Origin of the sequence: Enterobacter sp. EC_64 (assembly GCF_019584165.1) — a bacterium.
Taxonomy (GTDB): Bacteria; Pseudomonadota; Gammaproteobacteria; order Enterobacterales; family Enterobacteriaceae; genus Enterobacter; species Enterobacter roggenkampii.
Genome location: NZ_VDAS01000006.1, coordinates 190301 through 210561, shown reverse-complemented (window position 1 = coordinate 210561; position 20261 = coordinate 190301). Strand labels below are relative to the sequence as shown.

Below are 20261 nucleotides of genomic sequence, written 5' to 3'. Positions count from 1 at the left end.
TACTGCTGAATTCACTGTCGGCGAAGGTAAGTTGATGACTCATGATGAACCCTGTTCCATGGCTCCAGATGACAAACATGATCTCATATCAGGGACTTGTTCGCACCTTCCCTAATACAAAAGGCTGATATTTCTCCGCCGCAACTATAATTCCTGCGGGAAATGTCACAAAAAAAAGATGCAGGCGGCCTGTTTTAGCATGCTCAGATGATAACAACCGAGACTGCTGGTTGGCGGAATTTAAGTTAGCGTAATTAATAATAGCGGCAATATTTAGTATTTTTTGAATTCCTTACATTCCTGGCTATTGCACAACTGAATTTATGGCTCTATTATTAGGTCAACAAACCACCCCCCATTATAAGTTTGAGATTACTACAATGAGCGAAGCACTTAAAATTCTGAACAACATCCGTACTCTTCGTGCGCAGGCAAGAGAATGCACCCTCGAAACGCTTGAAGAAATGCTGGAAAAATTAGAAGTTGTAGTTAATGAACGTCGCGAAGAAGAAAGCGCTGCTGCGGCTGAAATCGAAGAACGTACTCGTAAACTGCAGCAATATCGTGAAATGCTGATTGCTGATGGTATCGATCCAAATGAATTGCTGAACAGCATGGCTGCCGCTAAAACCGGTACTAAAGCAAAGCGTGCTGCCCGTCCTGCTAAATATAGCTACGTTGATGAGAACGGCGAAACTAAAACCTGGACTGGCCAGGGTCGTACTCCTGCTGTTATCAAGAAAGCGATGGATGAGCAAGGTAAACAGCTGGACGACTTCCTGATCAAGGATTAATCGAGCCTTATTCAGAAAAATCCCGCTTATTGCGGGATTTTTTTTAACCTAAATTTGTCGCAAACATCCTCTTACACTCTGTCATAAAGCATTATTTAGCAATTTCATCGACTGTACTTTAAGACAGGTTTTCGGGAGTGTTACGGGCATAAAAAAACCGGTGGGCAACGCCTCACCGGTTTGAACATTTGCAGCGGTGGCTTATTTCTTAATACCTACGCTCTCTTTGAGCCAGGTTTTAAATTCTTCGCCGAGGGTATTGTGGCGGATACCATATTCAACAAACGCCTGCATATAACCGAGCTTATTACCGCAGTCATGGCTCTTACCTTTCATATGGTAGGCCTCAACGGTCTCTTTCTCGATCAGCATATCGATGGCATCCGTCAGCTGGATCTCATCACCCGCTCCTGGAGGCGTTTTAGCCAGCAGAGGCCAGATTTCAGCACTCAGGACATAGCGACCTACAACGGCAAGGTTTGAAGGCGCTACGTCAGCTTTAGGCTTCTCTACGACGCCAACCATTGGCACACTCTCACCCGGCTCAAGGTTAACGCCTTTGCAGTCAACCACACCGTATGCCGTTACGTCTTCAACAGGCTCAACCATAATCTGGCTGCTGCCGGTTTCGTCGAAACGCTTGATCATTTCAGCCAGGTTATCCTGAGAAAGATCGGATTCGTATTCGTCCAGAATAACGTCAGGCAGAATTACCGCTACAGGCTCATCACCCACGACTGGGTGTGCGCACATAACAGCGTGGCCCAGACCTTTCGCCAGCCCCTGACGAACCTGCATAATGGTGACGTGTGGAGGGCAAATAGACTGAACTTCTTCTAACAGCTGACGCTTAACGCGCTTTTCCAGCATGGCTTCAAGTTCAAAGCTTGTATCGAAATGGTTTTCGATAGAGTTTTTAGATGAATGCGTAACCAGCACAATTTCAGTAATGCCGGCTGCGATACATTCATTCACGACATACTGGATTAATGGCTTATCAACCAGAGGCAGCATCTCTTTAGGAATCGCCTTGGTTGCTGGTAACATCCTGGTCCCCAATCCCGCTACCGGGATAACGGCCTTTCTGACTTTCGAATTTAGGGCAGCCATTCAAATTCTCCTGAGCTGTTCAAGTTTTGAACTTTTATGCAATAAATAACGCGTTGAGTATATCAGTCTCGCCCCGCAGTCCGGGTCTGAAAAGAACGCGTTGCCGATCAATTAGGATAAATACGCATGAAACCGGGCAGCGATAGTAGCACTCCCCGCAAAACACAGGTAAAGCAATCTTAAAATGACGATCCAATTGCTTATTCCGTGGACAACATTAAGCGTAGCCGCCCCCCGGCGCCCCAAATTTGGCACTGCCACGAGGAACAGCGGTGGCTAATTTGATTAAGATACGCCGTTCCCAACGTCCCAAGCGGTACACCGTTACTCACCTGAATATGGTGTTCACCGGTATTCAGTGATGCATTGAGACCGGCTGAAACGAGGATCAGATTTTTTAAACCGCTGTGGTAATAGCCGACCAATAGCGGAAACTGCCCAGGCAAATTGGCCTGACGAAAAAGCTGGTTTACCTGTTTGAGTAAACTGCCTAACTCCGGCAACCGTTGTCCCTGATGGGATAACTGTTCCTGCAACAAACCATTAAATAGCGCACGAAGAAGCAACGCCGCTAATACACCGTTATCCCCCGCCCGGGTGACATCCAGGGAATAAAACGCAAGGTCAGAATCTGACAGTGGCGCAATATCCAGCACCAGCCCAGGCTGGTCAGCGGCCACCAGCTGCCGATAATTTACGCGACAGTGGGAAATAGTTTGCTGGACGGGCGGCTGGAGTTCTTGCAACAGTTTCGCCGCAGCAGGCGGATTACTCACCAGCGCGTCCCAGTCCTGGAAAAGACGTTCCTCTTCCTCTACCCGGGAATTAAACATATTCGGATAAAGGCACGCTAAGACCGTTTCTCGCAGCCGGTTCAAATCTTTAACCGGTTTAAGCAGAATATCCTGTACCCCTAGACGTAATGCTTTTGCGATATCCGCCATGTTTTCGGTGGCAGAGATCACCAGAATCGGCGTCTGATTGCCTTCGTTACGCAGATGCTCAACCAGCTTCAGTCCATTCATGCGCGGCATCGCAATGTCGCAAATCATCAAATCGGGCGTAATGCTGATCATTTTTTCCAGGGCGTCGATGCCATCTTCAGCCAGTGACGTCATTGCGCCCAGCGAGGATAACCACGAATCCAGTAGCGATCGGAAAACGGGCTCGTCTTCAACAATCAAAATGTGTTTTCCGGCCAATGGCTGCGTCATGGTTCCTCCCCTGGCTGACAGTAACTAAATAGTGGCATGCGATCGGCACTATCGCCTGTCAGATTTTGCTGAAGTAGTCAAAAAAAGGTGCTTAACGTGCGGTTTGCACAAAAGGCAACAATTCGTCCATTTTCTTTTCGACGGCTAACGAGCCCGCTGCGATGGCGGCCTCAGCCCGATGGAAATCAAGAGTAGAGATTTGCGGACAGTACGGCTGAATAAGAATATCCGGAGGATCGCCTGCCATACGGTTACGTTTAAGGCGATTCTCGAGTACCTGAATTGATGTGGTCATGATTTCTATCGCCGTCGGCGCAGCAACCGAACGACGTGCGGTCATACGCCCGATTCTTCCGCGCAGGCGCTCGTGCCAGGCCAGTTTCTCGCCCTCAGCATCTTCGCTCTGGAGGTTGACCGGCATGAGATCCTGTTGCATCAGGTGGGCGTCGTGCTGCAGGTCGACGGCAATCACGATGTCAGCACCCATTGCACGCGTCAGAGAGATGGGAACCGGGTTAACGACGCCACCATCGACAAGCCAGTAACCGTTGTGTGGGACAGGCGCCATGAGTCCCGGCATACTGCAGGAGGCACGCACGGCAAGATGGATATCCCCTTCGGTTAGCCAGAGTTCGCGACCTGTACTGAGGTTCGTCGCGACGGCGCCGAAAGGCATCTGACAATCAGTGAAGTCTTCGAGGGGCATAACCTGGCGGAACTGATTAAAGACGCGTTCGCCGCGCAGCAGTCCACCACGCTGCCAGGAGAGGTCCATCAGACGCAGCACGTCCCAGTAGCTGAAGGAGCGCACCCACGTCTCGAGCTCCGGTAGCTTTCCGCACGCGTAAGCGGAGCCGACAAGCGATCCGATTGAGCACCCTGCAACAATATCGACAGTAATGCCCATCTGATTTAAGGCATTAATCACGCCGATGTGTGACCATCCCCGGGCGGCACCTGAACCCAGCGCCAGCCCAATTTTAACCTTTCTCATTAGTCCTGTTTTACGTCCCCTGGATTCCTGACATGGCATCAACGCAACGCCTCAGTTAACATAGTGCTACCCGAAGCGTTTTACGCCTTTATTTTTTGTTCCAGGAAGAGAATCGTGTCTCAACTCTGCCCTTGTGGTAGCGCTCTGGAGTATAGCCTATGTTGCCAGCGATATCTTTCTGGCGATCAGGTTGCACCAGACCCGTCACACCTTATGCGTTCACGGTACACTGCTTTTGTGATCAAAGACGCAGACTACCTGATTAAAACTTGGCATCCATCCTGCCACGCAGCCGATTTCAAACAGGACATCGAAGCCGGGTTTGCGAACACGCAGTGGCTCGGCCTCACCGTCTATGAATCCTCTCCAGGCAGTCATGAAGATGAAGGTTACGTCAGCTTTGTTGCCCGTTTTACCGAGAACGCTAAGCCTGGCGCCATTATCGAGCGTTCCCGGTTCTTAAAGGAACGTGGGCAATGGTATTATATTGACGGAACGCGTCCACAGTTTGGTCGTAACGATCCCTGCCCGTGTGGTTCAGGTAAAAAATTTAAAAAGTGTTGTGGGCAGTAATGCCTGACAACCCAGACTTCGCAAATACAAACAGGATTTCCCGGCGATGCAATCATTACAACGTAAAGTTCTGCGCACCATCTGTCCCGATCAAAAAGGGCTGATCGCACGAATTACCAACATTTGCTACAAGCATGAACTGAATATCGTGCAGAACAACGAGTTCGTTGACCACCGTACCGGCCGCTTCTTCATGCGTACCGAACTGGAAGGTATTTTCAACGACACCACCCTGCTGGCCGATCTGGACAGCGCGCTTCCGGAAGGTTCCGTGCGCGAGCTGACCCCTGCGGGCCGACGCCGCATCGTGATCCTGGTGACCAAAGAAGCACATTGTCTGGGCGACCTGCTGATGAAAGCCAACTACGGCGGTCTGGATGTCGAAATTGCGGCAGTTATTGGCAACCATGAGACGTTGCGCTCGCTGGTCGAGCGCTTTGATATTCCGTTCGAGCTGGTTAGCCATGAAGGCCATACGCGTGAAGAACACGACGACCTGATGGCGCAGGCCATTGAAGCGCATAACCCGGACTACGTGGTGCTGGCGAAATACATGCGCGTGTTAACGCCGTCTTTCGTGGCGCGTTTCCCGAACAAGATCATCAACATCCACCACTCGTTCCTGCCGGCCTTTATTGGTGCGCGTCCATACCACCAGGCGTACGAGCGCGGCGTGAAGATCATCGGCGCGACAGCCCACTACGTGAATGACAATCTGGACGAAGGTCCCATCATCATGCAGGACGTGATTCATGTGGATCACACTTACACCGCTGAGGACATGATGCGTGCAGGGCGTGACGTTGAGAAGAATGTGTTAAGCCGCGCGCTGTATCAGGTACTGGCCCAGCGTGTCTTCGTTTACGGCAACAGAACCATCATTCTTTAATCTTTCGGAAAATGAATTGATTAGCTTTGCGCCTTTACGGATAAAAAGCAGGCAAACAACTTCGTTTCCCTAAAGGAAAGCTTTACAGGGGCGTCTCATTTGATATGATGCGCCCCGCTTCCAGCAGGAAGCAGGCCAGTAAAAAAGCATTACCCCGTGGTGGGGTTCCCGAGCGGCCAAAGGGAGCAGACTGTAAATCTGCCGTCATCGACTTCGAAGGTTCGAATCCTTCCCCCACCACCATCTCTCAGCACGACCTCAAAATTTGAATTACCCCTGGTGGGGTTCCCGAGCGGCCAAAGGGAGCAGACTGTAAATCTGCCGTCATCGACTTCGAAGGTTCGAATCCTTCCCCCACCACCATCACTTTCAAATAACTCCAAATCTTCTGTTCGCACCGGGCATCATGCATTTCGGTAACGGGGAAGGAAGAGAAGCTTCGACTAAGGTTCGATTCGAGCGCAGCGAGAAAGCGTTGCCGAAGGCAACGACCCGAAGGGCGAGGCGCAATGCGCCGGGTCATCCTTCCCCCACCACCATCACTTCCCCAACATAAAAAAACCGAGTCCGCCCTTGTAGGCCGGGTAAGGCGCAGCCGCCACCCGGCGACAGAAACCTACATCGGAGGCAAGCGACGCCTGACCGGCGAACTCTTCACAATCGACGTATTACAGTGAGCATGCTCTGCCAGACCGTCCAGCAGCGCATCCAGTTGCTCTATCGATCGCACCACCAGCCTAATCACAAAGCAATCTTCCCCGGTCACTTTGTCGCTCTCAATACACTCCGGCATCGCCTGAATATACTTATCCACCTTATGCAGCAGCCCTGGCAACGGCCGTACGCGCACCAGCGCCTGCAGCGTATACCCCAGCGCCGCCAGATTCACCCGTGCACCATAACCCTGAATCACACCGCGCTCTTCCAGCCGCTTCAGGCGCTCTGCCGTACTGGGGGACGTCAGACCGATGCGGCCGCTGAGCACCTTCAACGACATGCGCGCATCCTCAACCAGACAGGCTAAAATTTGTCGGTCGATATCATCGATAAGGCATTCCATTCTTTTCACCTAATTTTAAAAAGTTATTTACCTTTTCAACCTTATCTCACCCCTGTAAAACCCGACAGCGATTTTCGACAATAGCGTCATTAATCAGGAGGTGGATGATGCGTGATTTCCATAAAGGCGTGTGGCAAATGAGCCTGGCGATGTTAATTTCCGGCTCTATCGGCGCGTTTGTTTTGCTCTCCGGTCTGCCGGTGACGGAAGTGGTGTTCTGGCGCTGTCTTATCGGGGCTATGGCGCTATTTATTTTTATCCGGGCAAGTCAAAAGCCCTTCAGCCCCCTCACCCGCACCACGCTGCTGCTGGCTATTCTTGGCGGCGTGGCGCTCGTGGTGAACTGGCTGCTGCTCTTCGCGGCCTATGAGCGCATCTCAATTGGTCTTTCAACCGTGGTCTATAACACCCAGCCTTTTATGCTGGTCTTGATGGGGATGTTTCTGGGCGAACGCGTCAGCCTGGTGAAATGGGGCTGGCTATTCCTCGCCTTTGGCGGCGTGGTGATCCTGCTCTCCAGCGAGCTGACCGGCGCGCATGGCAGCGAATGGCTCACCGGAATAGGTTTGGCCATGGCCGCGGCCTTCTTCTACGCGCTGACGGCAATCATTGCGCGCAAACTGAAAACAATCGCACCGCAGCATATTGCCTTTATCCAGGTGCTGACCGGCGTCGTGATGCTTTTGCCGTTTGCCAGCCTGCCGTCATTTTCCGGTGATTTCCCCTGGCCGATGCTGCTGACGCTCGGCATTGTCCATACCGGCATTATGTACCAGCTGCTCTACAGCGCAATTCAGAAGCTGCCTACGCCCATCACCGGCTCCCTGTCGTTTATCTATCCGGTGGTGGCGATTGTTGTCGATAATCTGGTGTTCGGACACGCGCTTAATCTGACGCAGCTGGCGGGCGGCGCGCTGATCCTGTTTGCTGCCGCGGGCAACAACCTGGGCTGGGGCGAAAAAAAACCCCGCGAGTGCGGGGTTAGTATCAAAACGGCGAATTAGCGACGGGCGCGTACAATCTGGTATTTGCGCGTCAGGTACTCCACCGGCGCGCTCCAGATGTGGACCAGGCGGGAGAACGGGAACAGCACAAACAGCGTCATCCCCAGCACCAGGTGAACGCGGAAGATAAACGCCACGCCGTCCAGGTGCTCAGATGCTCCGCCGTGGAAGGTCACCACGGACTGCGCCCAGCCGACCAGCTTCATCATTTCGCTTCCGTCCATATGCTGCGCCGAGAACGGAATGGTCAGCAGACCCAGCGCGCACTGTACCATCAGCAGGGAGAGGATCAGGATATCCGCTGCGGTTGTGGTGGCACGCACGCGCGGGCTGAACAGACGACGCTTGAGCAGCAGCAGGCCGCCAACAAGGGTCATCACGCCGCAGGCACCGCCCGCGATCATCGCCATCTTCTGCTTCACCTCAATCGGCAGCCACGCTTCATACATCCAGTGCGGCGTCAGCATCCCGAGGAAGTGACCGGCAAAAATGCCCAGAATCCCGATGTGGAACAGGTTAGACGCCACGTGCATCCCCTTGCGGTCCAGCATCTGGCTGGAGGCGGCACGCCAGGTGTACTGGCCATAATCGTAACGCAGCCAGCTTCCCACCAGGAACACGGTGCCCGCGATATACGGGTAAATGTCAAAGAAGAACATATTCAGGAAGTGCATTAGTGCCGTCCTCCGTTAGAGATATTCAAATATTGCGGGGCAACCGCGCCGGCAAAACGGCGCTGGTGAGCAGCGATTTCAGACTCGCCGCAGTTCTGGTCAGCAAAGAATTTGACCTGCTCTTCTTCCCAGACCGCATCCAGCGCCTGTGGCGTATCGTCACGGGCCTCATCGGCGATTTTCTCCGCCACTTTTTCACTGTCGACAGAGGCGTTGGCGAGCTTCACCAGCAGATCGAACAGCACCGCGTAGCGGCTCTCACGCTGCTGAAGACGCGCGCCGAGCAGCGCCAGGATCGGCGCGATGTCCTGCAGACCGCCCAGCGCCTCTTCTTTTGGCAGCTGCGCCAGATATTCCAGATAGAGCGGCAGGTGATCCGGCAGCTCGCGGCTGTCGAGCTGCAGGCCGTGCTGCTCGTACTGTGCCATCAGGTCAACCATCGCCTGACCGCGGTCGCGGGATTCACCGTGAACGTGTTCGAACAGCAGCAGCGAGGTCGCACGCCCCCGATCAAACAGCTGACTGTAGTCCGCCTGCGCATCAAGAAGATCGCGCGCCAGCAGGTCACGGAGGAAAACGCCCAGCTTCTGGGCATCTTCTTTATCCAGGTTTTCAGATGCCGCAAGCGCATCAAAAAGTTCCTGCTGGTGCTGCGCCAGCGCAGCATCCGGGTACTCGAGCAGACGCGAAACAATGACGAGTTCAATCATGAGTGCGGCTCCGTTTTACTGGTCACATCCATGGCGTCGATGCGGCGGCTGTTGAACAGGTTGAATTTGCTGTCTGACCCGTGGCAGCCGTCGCCAAAGGTAAAGCCACAGCCGTTTTTCTCCGGGAAGGCCTCGCGGGCCAGCTCACGGTGGCTGCTCGGCACCACGAAACGGTCTTCGTAGTTGGCAATCGCCAGATAGCGGTACATTTCCTGCGCCTGCGCTTCGGTCAGACCGACCTCTTCCAGCGCGCGGGTGTCGGTTACGCCGTCCACGGTTTCGGCACGCTTGAAGTGGCGCATCGCCAGCATACGCTTCAGCGCCAGCAGTACGGGCTGGGTATCCCCTGCGGTCAGCAGGTTGGCCAGGTACTGCACCGGAATACGCAGGCTCTCCACGTCCGGCAGAATGCCGTTGCTGCCCAGCTCACCCGCGTCAGCGGCAGACTGAATCGGCGACAGCGGCGGCACGTACCAGACCATCGGCAGCGTGCGGTATTCCGGATGCAGCGGCAGGGCCAGCTTCCAGTCCATCGCCATTTTGTACACCGGAGACTGCTGCGCGGCGTCAATCACGCTCTGCGGAATGCCGTCTTTCAGCGCCTGCTCAATCACTTTCGGATCGTTCGGGTCGAGGAACACGTCCAGCTGACGCTGATACAGATCCTTCTCGTTCTCGGTGCTCGCGGCGTTTTCAATCGCGTCCGCGTCGTACAGCAGCACGCCGAGGTAGCGAATACGGCCTACGCAGCTTTCGGAACAGACGGTCGGCATACCGGCTTCGATACGCGGGTAGCAGAAGATGCACTTCTCGGACTTGCCGCTCTTCCAGTTGAAGTAGATCTTTTTGTACGGGCAGCCGGTGATGCACATGCGCCAGCCGCGGCACTTGTCCTGGTCGATCAGCACGATGCCGTCTTCTTCACGCTTGTAGATGGCGCCGCTCGGGCAGGTCGCCACGCACGCCGGGTTAAGGCAGTGCTCGCACAGGCGCGGCAGATACATCATGAAGGTGTTTTCGAACTGGCCGTACATCGCCTTCTGCATGTTCTCGAAGTTCTGGTCTTTGGCGCGTTTTTCGAACTCGCCGCCCAGAATCTCCTCCCAGTTTGGACCGCTGGTAATTTTGTCCATGCGCTGACCGGTGATCAGCGAGCGGGGACGGGCGATCGGCTGGTGTTTACCTTCCGGCGCGTTGTGCAGATTCTGGTAGTCGTAGTCAAACGGCTCGTAGTAATCCTCGATGCCCGGCAGGTGCGGGTTAGCAAAGATTTTTCCCAGAAGCCAAGCGCGGTTACCCATGCGCGGCTGCAGCTTGCCGTTGATTTTGCGGATCCAGCCGCCCTTCCACTTCTCCTGGTTTTCCCAGTCGGTCGGGAAGCCGGTGCCCGGCTTGCTTTCCACGTTGTTGAACCAGGCGTATTCCATACCTTCGCGACTAGTCCAGACGTTTTTACAGGTGACCGAGCAGGTATGGCAGCCGATGCATTTATCCAGATTCAGCACCATGCCGACTTGTGAACGAATTTTCATTTTACGCTCTCCTGTACCTGGTCATTACCTTCGCCGTCTAACCAGTTAATATTCTTCATCTTACGTACCACCACGAACTCATCGCGGTTCGATCCTACGGTGCCGTAGTAGTTAAAGCCGTAGGCCAGCTGCGCATAGCCACCGATCATGTGGGTCGGCTTCGGCGTAATGCGGGTCACGGAGTTGTGGATCCCACCGCGCTGCTCGGTGATCTCTGACCCCGGCAGGTTCACGATACGTTCCTGCGCGTGGTACATCATGGTCATCCCGGCCGGTACGCGCTGGCTCACCACCGCACGCGCCGTCAGGGCACCGTTGCTGTTAAACACTTCAATCCAGTCGTTATCTTCAATACCCAGATCTTTGGCATCCGTTTCGCTCATCCAGACAATCGGACCGCCGCGCGACAGGGTCAGCATCAGCAGGTTGTCGCTGTAGGTGGAGTGGATCCCCCACTTCTGGTGCGGCGTCAGGAAGTTCAGCGCCTTCTCCGGGTTACCGTTCGACTTCGCGCCCATTACCGCTTTCACGGAGCGGGTGTCGATAGGCGGACGGTACACCAGCAGGCTTTCACCGAAGTCGCGCATCCACTGGTGGTCCTGATACAGCGACTGGCGGCCGGACAGGGTGCGCCATGGGATCAGCTCGTGAACGTTGGTGTAGCCCGCGTTATAGGACACATGCTCGTCTTCCAGACCTGACCAGGTCGGGCTGGAGATAATCTTGCGCGGCTGGGCCTGAATATCGCGGAAGCGGATTTTCTCTTCCTCTTTATTCGTCGCCAGATGCGTATGGTCGCGACCGGTGAACTCGCTCAGCGCCGCCCAGGCCTTCACCGCGACGTGGCCGTTGGTTTCCGGGGCCAGGGTCAGGATCATCTCTGCCGCATCAATCGCCGTGTTCAGCATGGGCTGGCCTTTCGCCGGGCCGTCCGCTTTGGTGTAGTTGAGCTTGCGCAGCAGATCCATTTCGCTCTGGGTGTTCCAGGCGATCCCTTTCCCGCCGTTGCCGATTTTCTCCATCAGCGGGCCGATAGAGGTAAAGCGCTCGTAGGTTGCCGGGTAGTCACGTTCAACCGGAATGATGTGCGGTGCGGTCACGCCCGGGATCAGGTCGCATTCGCCTTTTTTCCAGTCCTTCACGTCCAGCGGCTGTGCCAGTTCGGCAGCGGAGTCGTGCTGGATGGGCAGCGTTACCACGTCGGTCTCTTTGCCAAGGTGCCCCACGCAGACTTCGGAGAAGGTCTTCGCGATGTCTTTGTAGATTTCCCAGTCGCTTTTCGATTCCCACGCCGGGTCAACGGCCGCAGACAGCGGATGAATAAACGGATGCATATCCGAGGTATTCATGTCGTCTTTTTCGTACCAGGTGGCGGTAGGCAGCACGATGTCGGAGTACAGGCAGGTGCTGGACAGACGGAAGTCGAGGGTCACCACCAGATCCAGCTTGCCGTCGAGACCGTTGTCTTTCCACTCCACCTCTTCCGGCTTCACGCCGCCCTGCTTGCCGAGATCTTTCCCCTGGATACCGTTTTCGGTACCGAGCAGGTACTTCAGCATGTACTCGTGGCCTTTACCGGACGAGCCCAGCAGGTTGGAGCGCCAGATGAACAGGTTGCGCGGGTGGTTTTTACCGTTTTCCGGCTGTTCTGCCGCAAAGCGGATTGAGCCATCCTTCAGGGATTGCACGGTGTAATCCACCGGTGACATGCCCGCTTTCTTGGCCTCTTGTGCAATGCGCAGCGGGTTCGTGCCCAGCTGCGGCGCCGACGGCAGCCAGCCCATACGCTCGGCACGGACGTTGAAGTCAATCAGATGGCCGCTGTAGCGGGATTTATCCGCCATCGGCGACAGCAGCTCCTGCGCGGTGACCGTCTCGTAACGCCACTGGCTGGAGTGGTTATAGAAGTAGGAGGTGCTGTTCATGTGGCGTGCCGGACGCTGCCAGTCAAGGGCAAACGCCAGCGGCTGCCAGCCGGTCTGCGGACGCAGTTTTTCCTGACCCACGTAGTGCGCCCAGCCGCCGCCGCTCTGGCCGACGCAGCCGCAGAAGATCAGCATGTTGATCAAACCTCGGTAGTTCATATCGAGGTGATACCAGTGATTAAGACCCGCACCGACGATGATCATGGAGCGACCGTGAGTCTTGTCGGCGTTTTCCGCAAACTCGCGGGCGATACGCACGATCTGCGCGCGTGGAACGCCGGTGATCTGCTCCGCCCATGCCGGGGTATAAGCCTTCACGTCGTCATAGCCGGTTGCGCAGTTTTCATCACCCAGACCGCGTTCCAGGCCGTAGTTCGCCATGGTCAGGTCATAGACGGTGGTGACCAGCGCGGTAGTCCCGTCGGCCAGCTGCAGGCGTTTCACCGGCAGCTTGTGCATCAGCACGTTTTTCAGCTCAACCTTGTTGAAGTGCTCGGAACCTTCGCCGCCAAAGTACGGGAAGCCCACTTCAGCAATCTCGTCCTGGCTACCCAGCATGCTCAGACGCAGTTCCGTCTCTTCGCCGGTCGTGCCGTTACGCTGCTCAAGGTTCCACTTGCCCTTCTCGCCCCAGCGGAAGCCGATAGAGCCGTTTGGCGCCACCAGCTCGCCGTTGCTGTTATACGCGACGGTTTTCCACTCAGGATTATTTTCCTGACCCAAGGCATCTACCAGATCGGCAGCGCGCAGCGTGCGGCCAGCGGCATAGTAACCGTCACGTTCTTCGAGCATCACCAGCATCGGCATGTCGGTGTAGCGGCGGACGTAGTCGGTGAAGTACTGGCTTGGCTTATCAAGATGGAACTCACGCAGCATGACGTGGCCCATCGCCATCGCCATCGCGGCATCGGTACCCTGTTTCGGTGCCAGCCACAGGTCGCACAGCTTGGCGATTTCGGCGTAGTCCGGGGTCACCGCCACGGTTTTGGTGCCTTTGTAACGGACTTCGGTAAAGAAGTGCGCGTCCGGCGTACGGGTCTGCGGCACGTTTGAGCCCCAGGCGATGATGTAGCTGGAGTTGTACCAGTCGGCGGACTCCGGTACGTCGGTCTGTTCGCCCCAGGTCTGTGGAGACGCCGGCGGCAGGTCGCAGTACCAGTCGTAGAAGCTCAGGCAGGTACCGCCGATTAAGGAGAGATAGCGCGCGCCGGAAGCGTAAGAGACCATCGACATCGCCGGGATTGGCGAGAAGCCTGCCACGCGGTCAGGACCGTAGGTTTTCACGGTGTAGACGTTGGAGGCCGCAATCAGCTCGTTCACCTCTTTCCAGGAAGAGCGAACGAAACCACCGCGACCGCGCGCCTGCTTGAAGCTTTTCGCTTTGTCGGCGTCCTCGATGATGGATGCCCACGCATCAACCGGATCGCTGTGCTGCACTTTCGCTTCACGCCACATTTTCATCAGGCGTTTACGCATCAGCGGATATTTGAGACGGTTGGCGCTGTAGAGATACCAGGAGTAGCTGGCGCCGCGCGGGCAGCCGCGCGGTTCATGGTTCGGCATATCCGGACGGGTGCGCGGATAGTCGGTCTGCTGCATTTCCCAGGTCACCAGACCGTTTTTAACGAAAATCTTCCAGCTACATGAGCCAGTGCAGTTTACGCCGTGGGTAGAACGGACGACTTTGTCATGCTGCCAGCGCTGGCGGTAACCGTCTTCCCAGTCCCGGTTGGTATCCAGAACCTGGCCGTGCCCATCGGCAAACGTTTCGCCCTTCTGCTTGAAGTAGCGAAACCGGTCCAAAAACTTGCTCATCGGGTATCTCCTGTATGGAGCCTGTGGCTCTCTAAATCGACATTGCTGATTTGCAGCGAAGGTAACGCCCTGAAAGAGAGGGAGAATTGATAACGATCAAGACGACGAGGGACTTTCAGGCGAGGGATTACACCGAATACCACCAAAGCGGTATCTTTATAAATTTCATATCTATATGAAATATAAAGTCATTTCAATTTCATCCTACAAAAGACCAGGCAAAATTTAACATCTCAGGTATTAAGGGGTAGAGCGCCCTGGAAAGCGATGGCAATCACAGTGTTGCCTGCGGATTTCCTCAGCAGGGTTTTCAGTATGTTGTAACTATTTTGGCCAAAAAAAACGCGGCCCGAAGGCCGCGTAAACGGATAATCACACTTACTTATTTTTTTTGGTATTACGGCCATATACCAGCCACGTAATCACAACGCAGGCGATATAGAAGATGAGGAAGACCTTCATTGCACCCGCCGGAGAGCCGGTCAGATCCAGTGAGATGCCGAACGCTTTCGGAATAAAGAAGCCGCCAATTGCGCCAATCGCAGAGATAAAGCCCAGTGCTGCAGCTGTATCCGTTGCCGCTTCACGCATCGCCTGCTCTTCGCTTCCGCCCTGCGCCTTCACGCGGTCCATCGTCAGCTTACGGAAGATCACGGAGATCATCTGGAAGGTAGACGCACTCCCCAGCCCGGCCGTCAGGAACAGCACCATAAACACGCCGAAGAAGGCGATGAAGCTCCCGCCCTGTCCGTCAGCAGGCAGCGTCAGGAACAGCAGCGCACAGAAGACTGCCATCACGACGAAGTTAACCAGCGTCACGCGGGTCCCGCCCAGACGGTCGGAGATCATGCCGCCCAGCGAACGCGCCAGGGCGCCAATAAACGGGCCGAAGAAGGCGAATTGCAGGATCTGCACGTCCGGGAACTGCGTTTTCGACAGCATCGCGAAGCCCGCCGAGAAGCCGATAAACGAACCGAAGGTCGCCAGATACAGCAGCGCCATCACCCAGAGGTGTCCACGCTTCAGCACCGGCAGCTGTTCACTCAGCGACGCCTTCGACGCGGACAGGTCATTCATAAAGAACCAGGCTGCAAGGGTGAAGATCACGAGGAACGGCACCCAGATCCACGCTGCGTTTTGCAGATAGAGGGAAGAACCATCCGCCTGCTCAACGCCACCGCCGCCAAAGGCTGCAAAAATGGAGACCGAGATCGCCAGGGGCGCGATCAGCTGCATCACGCTCACGCCCATATTGCCCAGACCGCCGTTAATCCCCAGCGCGCCGCCCTGCTTCGCTTTCGGGAAGAAGAAGCTGATGTTCGCCATGCTGGAGGCGAAGTTCGCCCCGGCAAAGCCGCACAGCAGGGAGATAATCACGAACACGCTGAACGGCGTGGAGGTATCCTGCACCGCGAAGCCGAGCCACACGCATGGGACGATCATGATGCCCGTACTGAACGCCGTCCAGCGACGGCCGCCGAAGACCGGCACCATAAACGCGTAAGGGACGCGCAGCAGCGCGCCTGACAGCGACGGCAGCGCGGTCAGCATAAACAGCTGATCGGTTGTGAACGTAAACCCGACTTTGGGCAGGTTTACCGCCACCGCGCTAAACAACATCCACACGCAAAACGCTAACAACAAGCACGGCACGGAAATCCACAGATTCCGGCTTGCTACACGATGGCCGCGCTGTTGCCAGAACGCCGGATCCTCTGGACGCCAGTCAGTAATAACGGCACCATTTTCCCTTTCGGGAGCGGATGAGTGACTCATAGACACCTCTGATTCTCGAATGATGCTGCAAACATTAGGGTTTTAGGGCGGCGGTAAGTTGATATAAATCAAAGGAAAAGTGGGAGGATTTGCGGCGTAAAATAAGGCCTCATCCTTAGTGAGTAGGCTAATTCGGTAAAAAAGACGTGGTTTTTCACGGCACTGACGGTTCCCTGCAGCGCCCACCTCTTTCCCCCTACTCCGTTGGCAATTTAGGGGTAATCCTTTATTGGTATGGGTATACTCCAGGGTATGCACCAGAATAGCGCCATTCCTGCAAGCAGGCCACGTCAGGAGCACGCCCACTCTATGTTAAAAAGATGCTTATCTCCGCTAACGCTCGTGAATCAGCTCGCCCTGATTGTTTTGCTGTCCACCGCCATCGGCGTGACCGGCATGGCGATCTCCGGCTGGCTGGTACAAGGGGTACAGGGTAATGCGCATGCCATCAACGAGGCAGGCTCGCTACGCATGCAGAGTTACCGTCTGCTGGCGGCGGTTCCGCTGACGCAGGACGATCGACCTTTAATCGATGAAATGGAGCGCACGGCGTTCAGCCCCGAGCTGGAAAATGCCGCCATCCGTGCCGGTCAGCAATCCCAGTTGAACGCCCTTCAGGGGTACTGGCACACCCAGCTGCAGCCAGGCCTGAAACAGGCGCGCAGTACAGAAGCCGTTGCCCAGGACGTGGCGGGGTTTGTCTCCCGCATTGACGCGCTGGTCTCCGCGTTCGACCAGACGACCGAATTACGCATCGACCGGGTGGTGATGGTGCACCGGGCCATGGCGCTGTTTATGGGGCTGCTGCTGATCTTCACCATCGTCTGGCTCCGCGCGCGTCTGCTGAATCCCTGGAAACAGCTGCTGGCGATGGCCCGCGCGGTCACCGCACGCGATTTTACCCAGCGCACGCACATCAGCGGGCGCAACGAGATGGCCATGCTCGGCCAGGCACTCAATACCATGTCGGCAGAGCTCTCCGAGAGCTACGCGGTGCTGGAGCAGCGCGTACAGGAAAAAACGGCCGGGCTGGAGCAGAAAAACGAGATCCTCTCTTTCCTCTGGCAGGCCAACCGTCGCTTGCACATGCAGGTGCCGCTATGTGAACGTCTCTCACCGGTGCTGAATGGCCTGCAAACGCTGACCCTGCTGCGCGATCTGGAGCTGCGGGTCTACGATGTGGAAGACGAAGAGAACCACCAGGAATTTACCTGTCAGTCCGATATGTCCTGCGATGACAAAGGCTGCCATCTTTGCCCTCGCGGCCTGCCGCCGCTGACCTCCGGCGGCACGACCCTGAAGTGGCGCCTGACGGATAGCCACACTCAGTACGGCATTCTGCTGGCCACCCTGCCAACCGGACGCCACCTGAGCCACGACCAGCAGCAGCTGGTGGATACGCTGGTTGAACAGCTGACGGCCACGCTGGCGCTCGACAGGCATCAGGAAAAACAGCAGCAGCTGATCGTCATGGAAGAGCGCGCGACCATCGCCCGCGAGCTGCACGACTCCATCGCCCAGTCGCTTTCCTGTATGAAAATGCAGGTGAGCTGCCTGCAGATGCAGGATGCAGAGATGCCCGACAGCAACAAGCAGCTGCTCAGCCAGATCCGCAACGAGCTGAACACCTCCTGGGTGCAGCTGCGCGAGCTGCTGACCACCTTCCGTCTGCAGTTGACCGAGCCGGGCCTGCGCCCGGCGCTGGAATCCAGCTGTCACGAATTTAGCGCCCGGCTGGGGTTCCCGGTGAAGCTGGATTACCAGCTGCCGCCGCGCTTTGTCCCCTCCCATCAGGCCATACATTTACTGCAGATCGCCCGCGAAGCGCTGAGCAACGTGCTTAAACACGCTGAAGCAACGGCGGTCACGGTCACCGTCAGCCAGCACGGCAATCAGGTGAAACTGACGGTTCACGATAACGGCCGCGGCGTGCCGGAAAATGCCGAACGCACTAACCACTATGGTTTAATCATTATGCGAGACCGCGCCCAAAGCCTGCGCGGTGATTGCCAGGTTCGCCGGAGAGAGACGGGCGGCACGGAAGTTGTCGTCACCTTTATTCCCGAGAAACCGCTTACAACTGCTCAAGGAGATACCCATGACTAATCAGGAACCGGCATCCATCCTGTTGATCGACGACCATCCGATGCTGCGTACTGGCGTGAAACAGCTGGTCAGCATGGCGCCCGATATCACCGTGGTGGGCGAAGCCAGCAACGGCGAACAGGGCATTGAGCTTGCCGAATCCCTCGATCCCGATCTGATCCTGCTCGATCTGAATATGCCGGGCATGAACGGACTGGAGACCCTCGACAAGCTGCGGGAAAAATCGCTTTCCGGACGCATCGTCGTCTTTAGCGTGTCGAACCATGAAGAGGATGTGGTCACGGCGCTGAAGCGCGGGGCGGATGGCTATCTGCTGAAAGACATGGAGCCGGAAGATCTGCTTAAGGCGCTACAGCAGGCAGCGGCGGGCGAGATGGTATTGAGCGAAGCCTTAACGCCGGTGCTGGCCGCCAGCCTGCGGGCTAACCGCGCCACCTCTGACCGCGACGTCAGCCAGCTCACGCCGCGCGAGCGCGATATTCTCAAGCTCATTGCCCAGGGCCTGCCGAACAAAATGATCGCTCGCCGCCTGGACATCACCGAAAGCACGGTCAAAGTGCACGTGAAGCATATGCTGAAGAAAATGAAGTTAAAATCTCGCGTTGAAGCCGCCGTGTGGGTGCATCAGGAACGCATTTTTTAAGGATTACTCCTCCGGCAGCAGCTTCCAGCGCGGGTCGTCATCAGGCAATGCGACCAGCGGCTGCACCACAGCAAGCGTGATCTCATTGGACGAGACGCGCTGGCCTTTCTCATCTTCTACCACCGCCGAGAGGTGCCAGCGGTTTGTCGCACCTTCCTGTTCATTCCAGGCAGGTATAATCACGCTCCAGCCGTCTGCGCTGTTACTTTTGGCCGGCGACGTCAGGCTCAATGCCTGCGTATCCCCCTGCCAGTGGATCTGACGGATGCCGTGCGTGCTGCGAACCTGCAGCTTCAGCATAACGGTCTCGCCCCCTTTCAGATCCCACGGCGGCGTGGCCAGCCAGACGGACAGCGTTTTACGCTGGCGGAACTCCATCACCGGCAGGCTAGTGCGCTCCGGTGAATCGTAGCGGCTGCCGCGCAGGGATCGCGTCGCGGCAACCTCATCGGCGGAAAGCTGCTTAGCCAGCGGCACGCCAAAGCGGTAGTTGAGCTTCAGTCCAAGGTTATTCTGGCTCTCGCCGCTTTCGCCCTGCTTGTGCCCGGCGGTCAACGTGACCAGCGGAACGGGGGTATAGTTAAGCCCCAGATTGACCGCAACCGGGTTGTGGTACCCGGTTCCACTGTTGAACAGGTCAACGTTATCGCCAAAGTACTGCTCAACGCTAACGCTGGTGTTCAGGTGATGAAACCACGGCAGCCAGGCTTTAGCGGTCACGTCATATCCGCGCGACATGCGCTGCTCCTGAACGTCAGATCGCGCGCGCCATCCGGCAAAGGGCTGATAGTAGTTCGCTGAAAGGCGAAGATTTTCCCCCCACGCTTCCGCTCCCAGCCCGGCACGCTGCAGGTTTTCATCCAGAAGATTATCGTAAAAGGTGTTGTAGCCCAGCAGCCATTTCCCGGCGACCCAGCGCTGACCGATTCCGGCGTTACTGACCAGGCCATCCGTCTGCTGCGTCAGGCCAAGCTGGCTCCAGCTGAGGTAGCGGTTAGTATCATTCCACGGGATAAACCAGCTCCCGCTGCTGCCGTTAAATTTGCCGTCGTTATCCACCAGCACGTTCACGCTGGCGTTTCCCCAGGGCGACAGCCAGGACTCAATCTGCTGGTTCACTTCCCCGCTTACCGCGTCGCGCATCTGACCAAAGGCAAACTGACGCGCCTGCTCGCCGGTCGTCAGCCCGTTGTCGGTCATGCTGGCTTCACCGAAGGCTTTCGCCATTTCGGCGAGGTGTTTCTCCCCTTCGCCCGTTGGCGCCGCCAGGCCGAGATCGGGCAGACTATCCCCATTATTATCAAAGGGGTGCTGCGCCTGATGCATAAAGGAATTCGGCGCACCGTGAACGGCTCCGGCCGTAAGAAGGGGGAGTAAAAACAGCAAACGAATGCGGGACGATACAGCCATCAACGTCGTCAATAAGAACCTGTGTTTATGAA

The 20261-nt window shown here is 56.2% G+C and carries 16 protein-coding genes, 2 tRNA genes and 1 other RNA gene; 9 read left to right on the top strand and 10 right to left on the bottom strand.

Features of this window, described 5'->3' with window-relative positions; all coding sequences use genetic code 11:
* Nucleotides 1-380: 380 nt before the first annotated feature.
* Nucleotides 381-794 (top strand): histone-like nucleoid-structuring protein H-NS, encoded by a 414-nt coding sequence (gene hns / locus FHC52_RS07160; RefSeq protein ID WP_008502781.1) that lies wholly within the window; start codon nt 381-383, stop codon nt 792-794.
* Between the two features lie 201 nt (nt 795-995).
* Here the strand turns inward: hns and galU are convergent, their stop codons facing one another.
* The 3 genes from galU to rssA all read right to left on the bottom strand — a co-directional run bounded on the left by galU (nt 996) and on the right by rssA (nt 4112).
* The gene (gene galU / locus FHC52_RS07155; RefSeq protein WP_008502780.1) at nt 996-1904 is read right to left on the bottom strand and encodes a UTP--glucose-1-phosphate uridylyltransferase GalU; all 909 of its coding nucleotides are present in this window, start codon (nt 1902-1904) and stop codon (nt 996-998) included.
* Between the two features lie 200 nt (nt 1905-2104).
* The gene (gene rssB, locus FHC52_RS07150) at nt 2105-3118 is read right to left on the bottom strand and encodes a two-component system response regulator RssB (RefSeq protein ID WP_021240333.1); all 1014 of its coding nucleotides are present in this window, start codon (nt 3116-3118) and stop codon (nt 2105-2107) included.
* A 91-nt stretch (nt 3119-3209) separates the two neighbouring features.
* Nucleotides 3210-4112: a patatin-like phospholipase RssA gene (gene rssA, locus FHC52_RS07145; protein ID WP_021240334.1), complete on the bottom strand. Its 903-nt coding sequence runs from the start codon at nt 4110-4112 to the stop codon at nt 3210-3212.
* A 114-nt stretch (nt 4113-4226) separates the two neighbouring features.
* Between rssA and FHC52_RS07140 the strand changes: the two genes are divergently transcribed.
* The 5 genes from FHC52_RS07140 to FHC52_RS07120 all read left to right on the top strand — a co-directional run bounded on the left by FHC52_RS07140 (nt 4227) and on the right by FHC52_RS07120 (nt 6113).
* A complete protein-coding gene (locus FHC52_RS07140; protein ID WP_032623056.1) occupies nt 4227-4685 on the top strand; it encodes a YchJ family protein in 459 nt (152 codons plus the stop codon).
* A gap of 46 nt (nt 4686-4731) precedes the next feature.
* Nucleotides 4732-5574: a formyltetrahydrofolate deformylase gene (purU, locus tag FHC52_RS07135; RefSeq protein ID WP_021240336.1), complete on the top strand. Its 843-nt coding sequence runs from the start codon at nt 4732-4734 to the stop codon at nt 5572-5574.
* Nucleotides 5575-5732: 158 nt separating this feature from the next.
* Nucleotides 5733-5817 (top strand) — tRNA-Tyr (locus FHC52_RS07130).
* A 35-nt stretch (nt 5818-5852) separates the two neighbouring features.
* A tRNA-Tyr gene (locus FHC52_RS07125) sits at nt 5853-5937 on the top strand.
* Nucleotides 5938-5982: 45 nt separating this feature from the next.
* Nucleotides 5983-6113, top strand: a non-coding RNA gene (locus tag FHC52_RS07120) — RtT sRNA.
* A 77-nt stretch (nt 6114-6190) separates the two neighbouring features.
* Here FHC52_RS07120 and FHC52_RS07115 read toward each other — a convergent pair.
* Complete coding sequence (locus tag FHC52_RS07115) at nt 6191-6634, bottom strand: Lrp/AsnC family transcriptional regulator (protein WP_126288950.1); 444 nt, start codon at nt 6632-6634, stop codon at nt 6191-6193.
* A 107-nt stretch (nt 6635-6741) separates the two neighbouring features.
* Between FHC52_RS07115 and FHC52_RS07110 the strand changes: the two genes are divergently transcribed.
* Nucleotides 6742-7638: a DMT family transporter gene (locus FHC52_RS07110; RefSeq protein WP_126288986.1), complete on the top strand. Its 897-nt coding sequence runs from the start codon at nt 6742-6744 to the stop codon at nt 7636-7638.
* Here the strand turns inward: FHC52_RS07110 and narI are convergent.
* The 5 genes from narI to FHC52_RS07085 form a co-directional block, all read right to left on the bottom strand.
* The gene (narI, locus tag FHC52_RS07105) at nt 7635-8312 is read right to left on the bottom strand and encodes a respiratory nitrate reductase subunit gamma (protein ID WP_021240339.1); all 678 of its coding nucleotides are present in this window, start codon (nt 8310-8312) and stop codon (nt 7635-7637) included. The genes FHC52_RS07110 and narI overlap by 4 nt on opposite strands.
* The gene (gene narJ / locus FHC52_RS07100; protein WP_008503001.1) at nt 8312-9022 is read right to left on the bottom strand and encodes a nitrate reductase molybdenum cofactor assembly chaperone; all 711 of its coding nucleotides are present in this window, start codon (nt 9020-9022) and stop codon (nt 8312-8314) included. The genes narI and narJ overlap by 1 nt, the downstream gene beginning before the upstream one ends.
* Complete coding sequence (gene narH / locus FHC52_RS07095) at nt 9019-10554, bottom strand: nitrate reductase subunit beta (RefSeq protein WP_021240341.1); 1536 nt, start codon at nt 10552-10554, stop codon at nt 9019-9021. Before narH ends, narJ begins: the two co-directional genes overlap by 4 nt.
* Nucleotides 10551-14294, bottom strand: coding sequence for a nitrate reductase subunit alpha (locus tag FHC52_RS07090; protein ID WP_023344353.1), 3744 nt, complete (start codon nt 14292-14294; stop codon nt 10551-10553). Before FHC52_RS07090 ends, narH begins: the two co-directional genes overlap by 4 nt.
* Nucleotides 14295-14672: 378 nt before the next feature.
* Nucleotides 14673-16070 carry a NarK family nitrate/nitrite MFS transporter gene (locus FHC52_RS07085; protein WP_008499533.1) on the bottom strand — a complete coding sequence of 466 codons (1398 nt, stop codon included), beginning with the start codon at nt 16068-16070 and terminating at the stop codon, nt 14673-14675.
* A 309-nt stretch (nt 16071-16379) separates the two neighbouring features.
* Between FHC52_RS07085 and narX the strand changes: the two genes are divergently transcribed.
* Together narX and narL are read left to right on the top strand one after the other, a co-directional pair.
* On the top strand, nt 16380-18176 hold the full coding sequence (gene narX / locus FHC52_RS07080) for a nitrate/nitrite two-component system sensor histidine kinase NarX (RefSeq protein ID WP_126288946.1): 1797 nt from the start codon (nt 16380-16382) through the stop codon (nt 18174-18176).
* On the top strand, nt 18169-18819 hold the full coding sequence (gene narL, locus FHC52_RS07075; protein ID WP_008499531.1) for a two-component system response regulator NarL: 651 nt from the start codon (nt 18169-18171) through the stop codon (nt 18817-18819). The genes narX and narL overlap by 8 nt, the downstream gene beginning before the upstream one ends.
* A 3-nt stretch (nt 18820-18822) precedes the next feature.
* Here the strand turns inward: narL and FHC52_RS07070 are convergent, their stop codons facing one another.
* The gene (locus FHC52_RS07070) at nt 18823-20229 is read right to left on the bottom strand and encodes a YchO/YchP family invasin (RefSeq protein WP_220419989.1); all 1407 of its coding nucleotides are present in this window, start codon (nt 20227-20229) and stop codon (nt 18823-18825) included.
* Between the last annotated feature and the right edge of the window lie 32 nt (nt 20230-20261).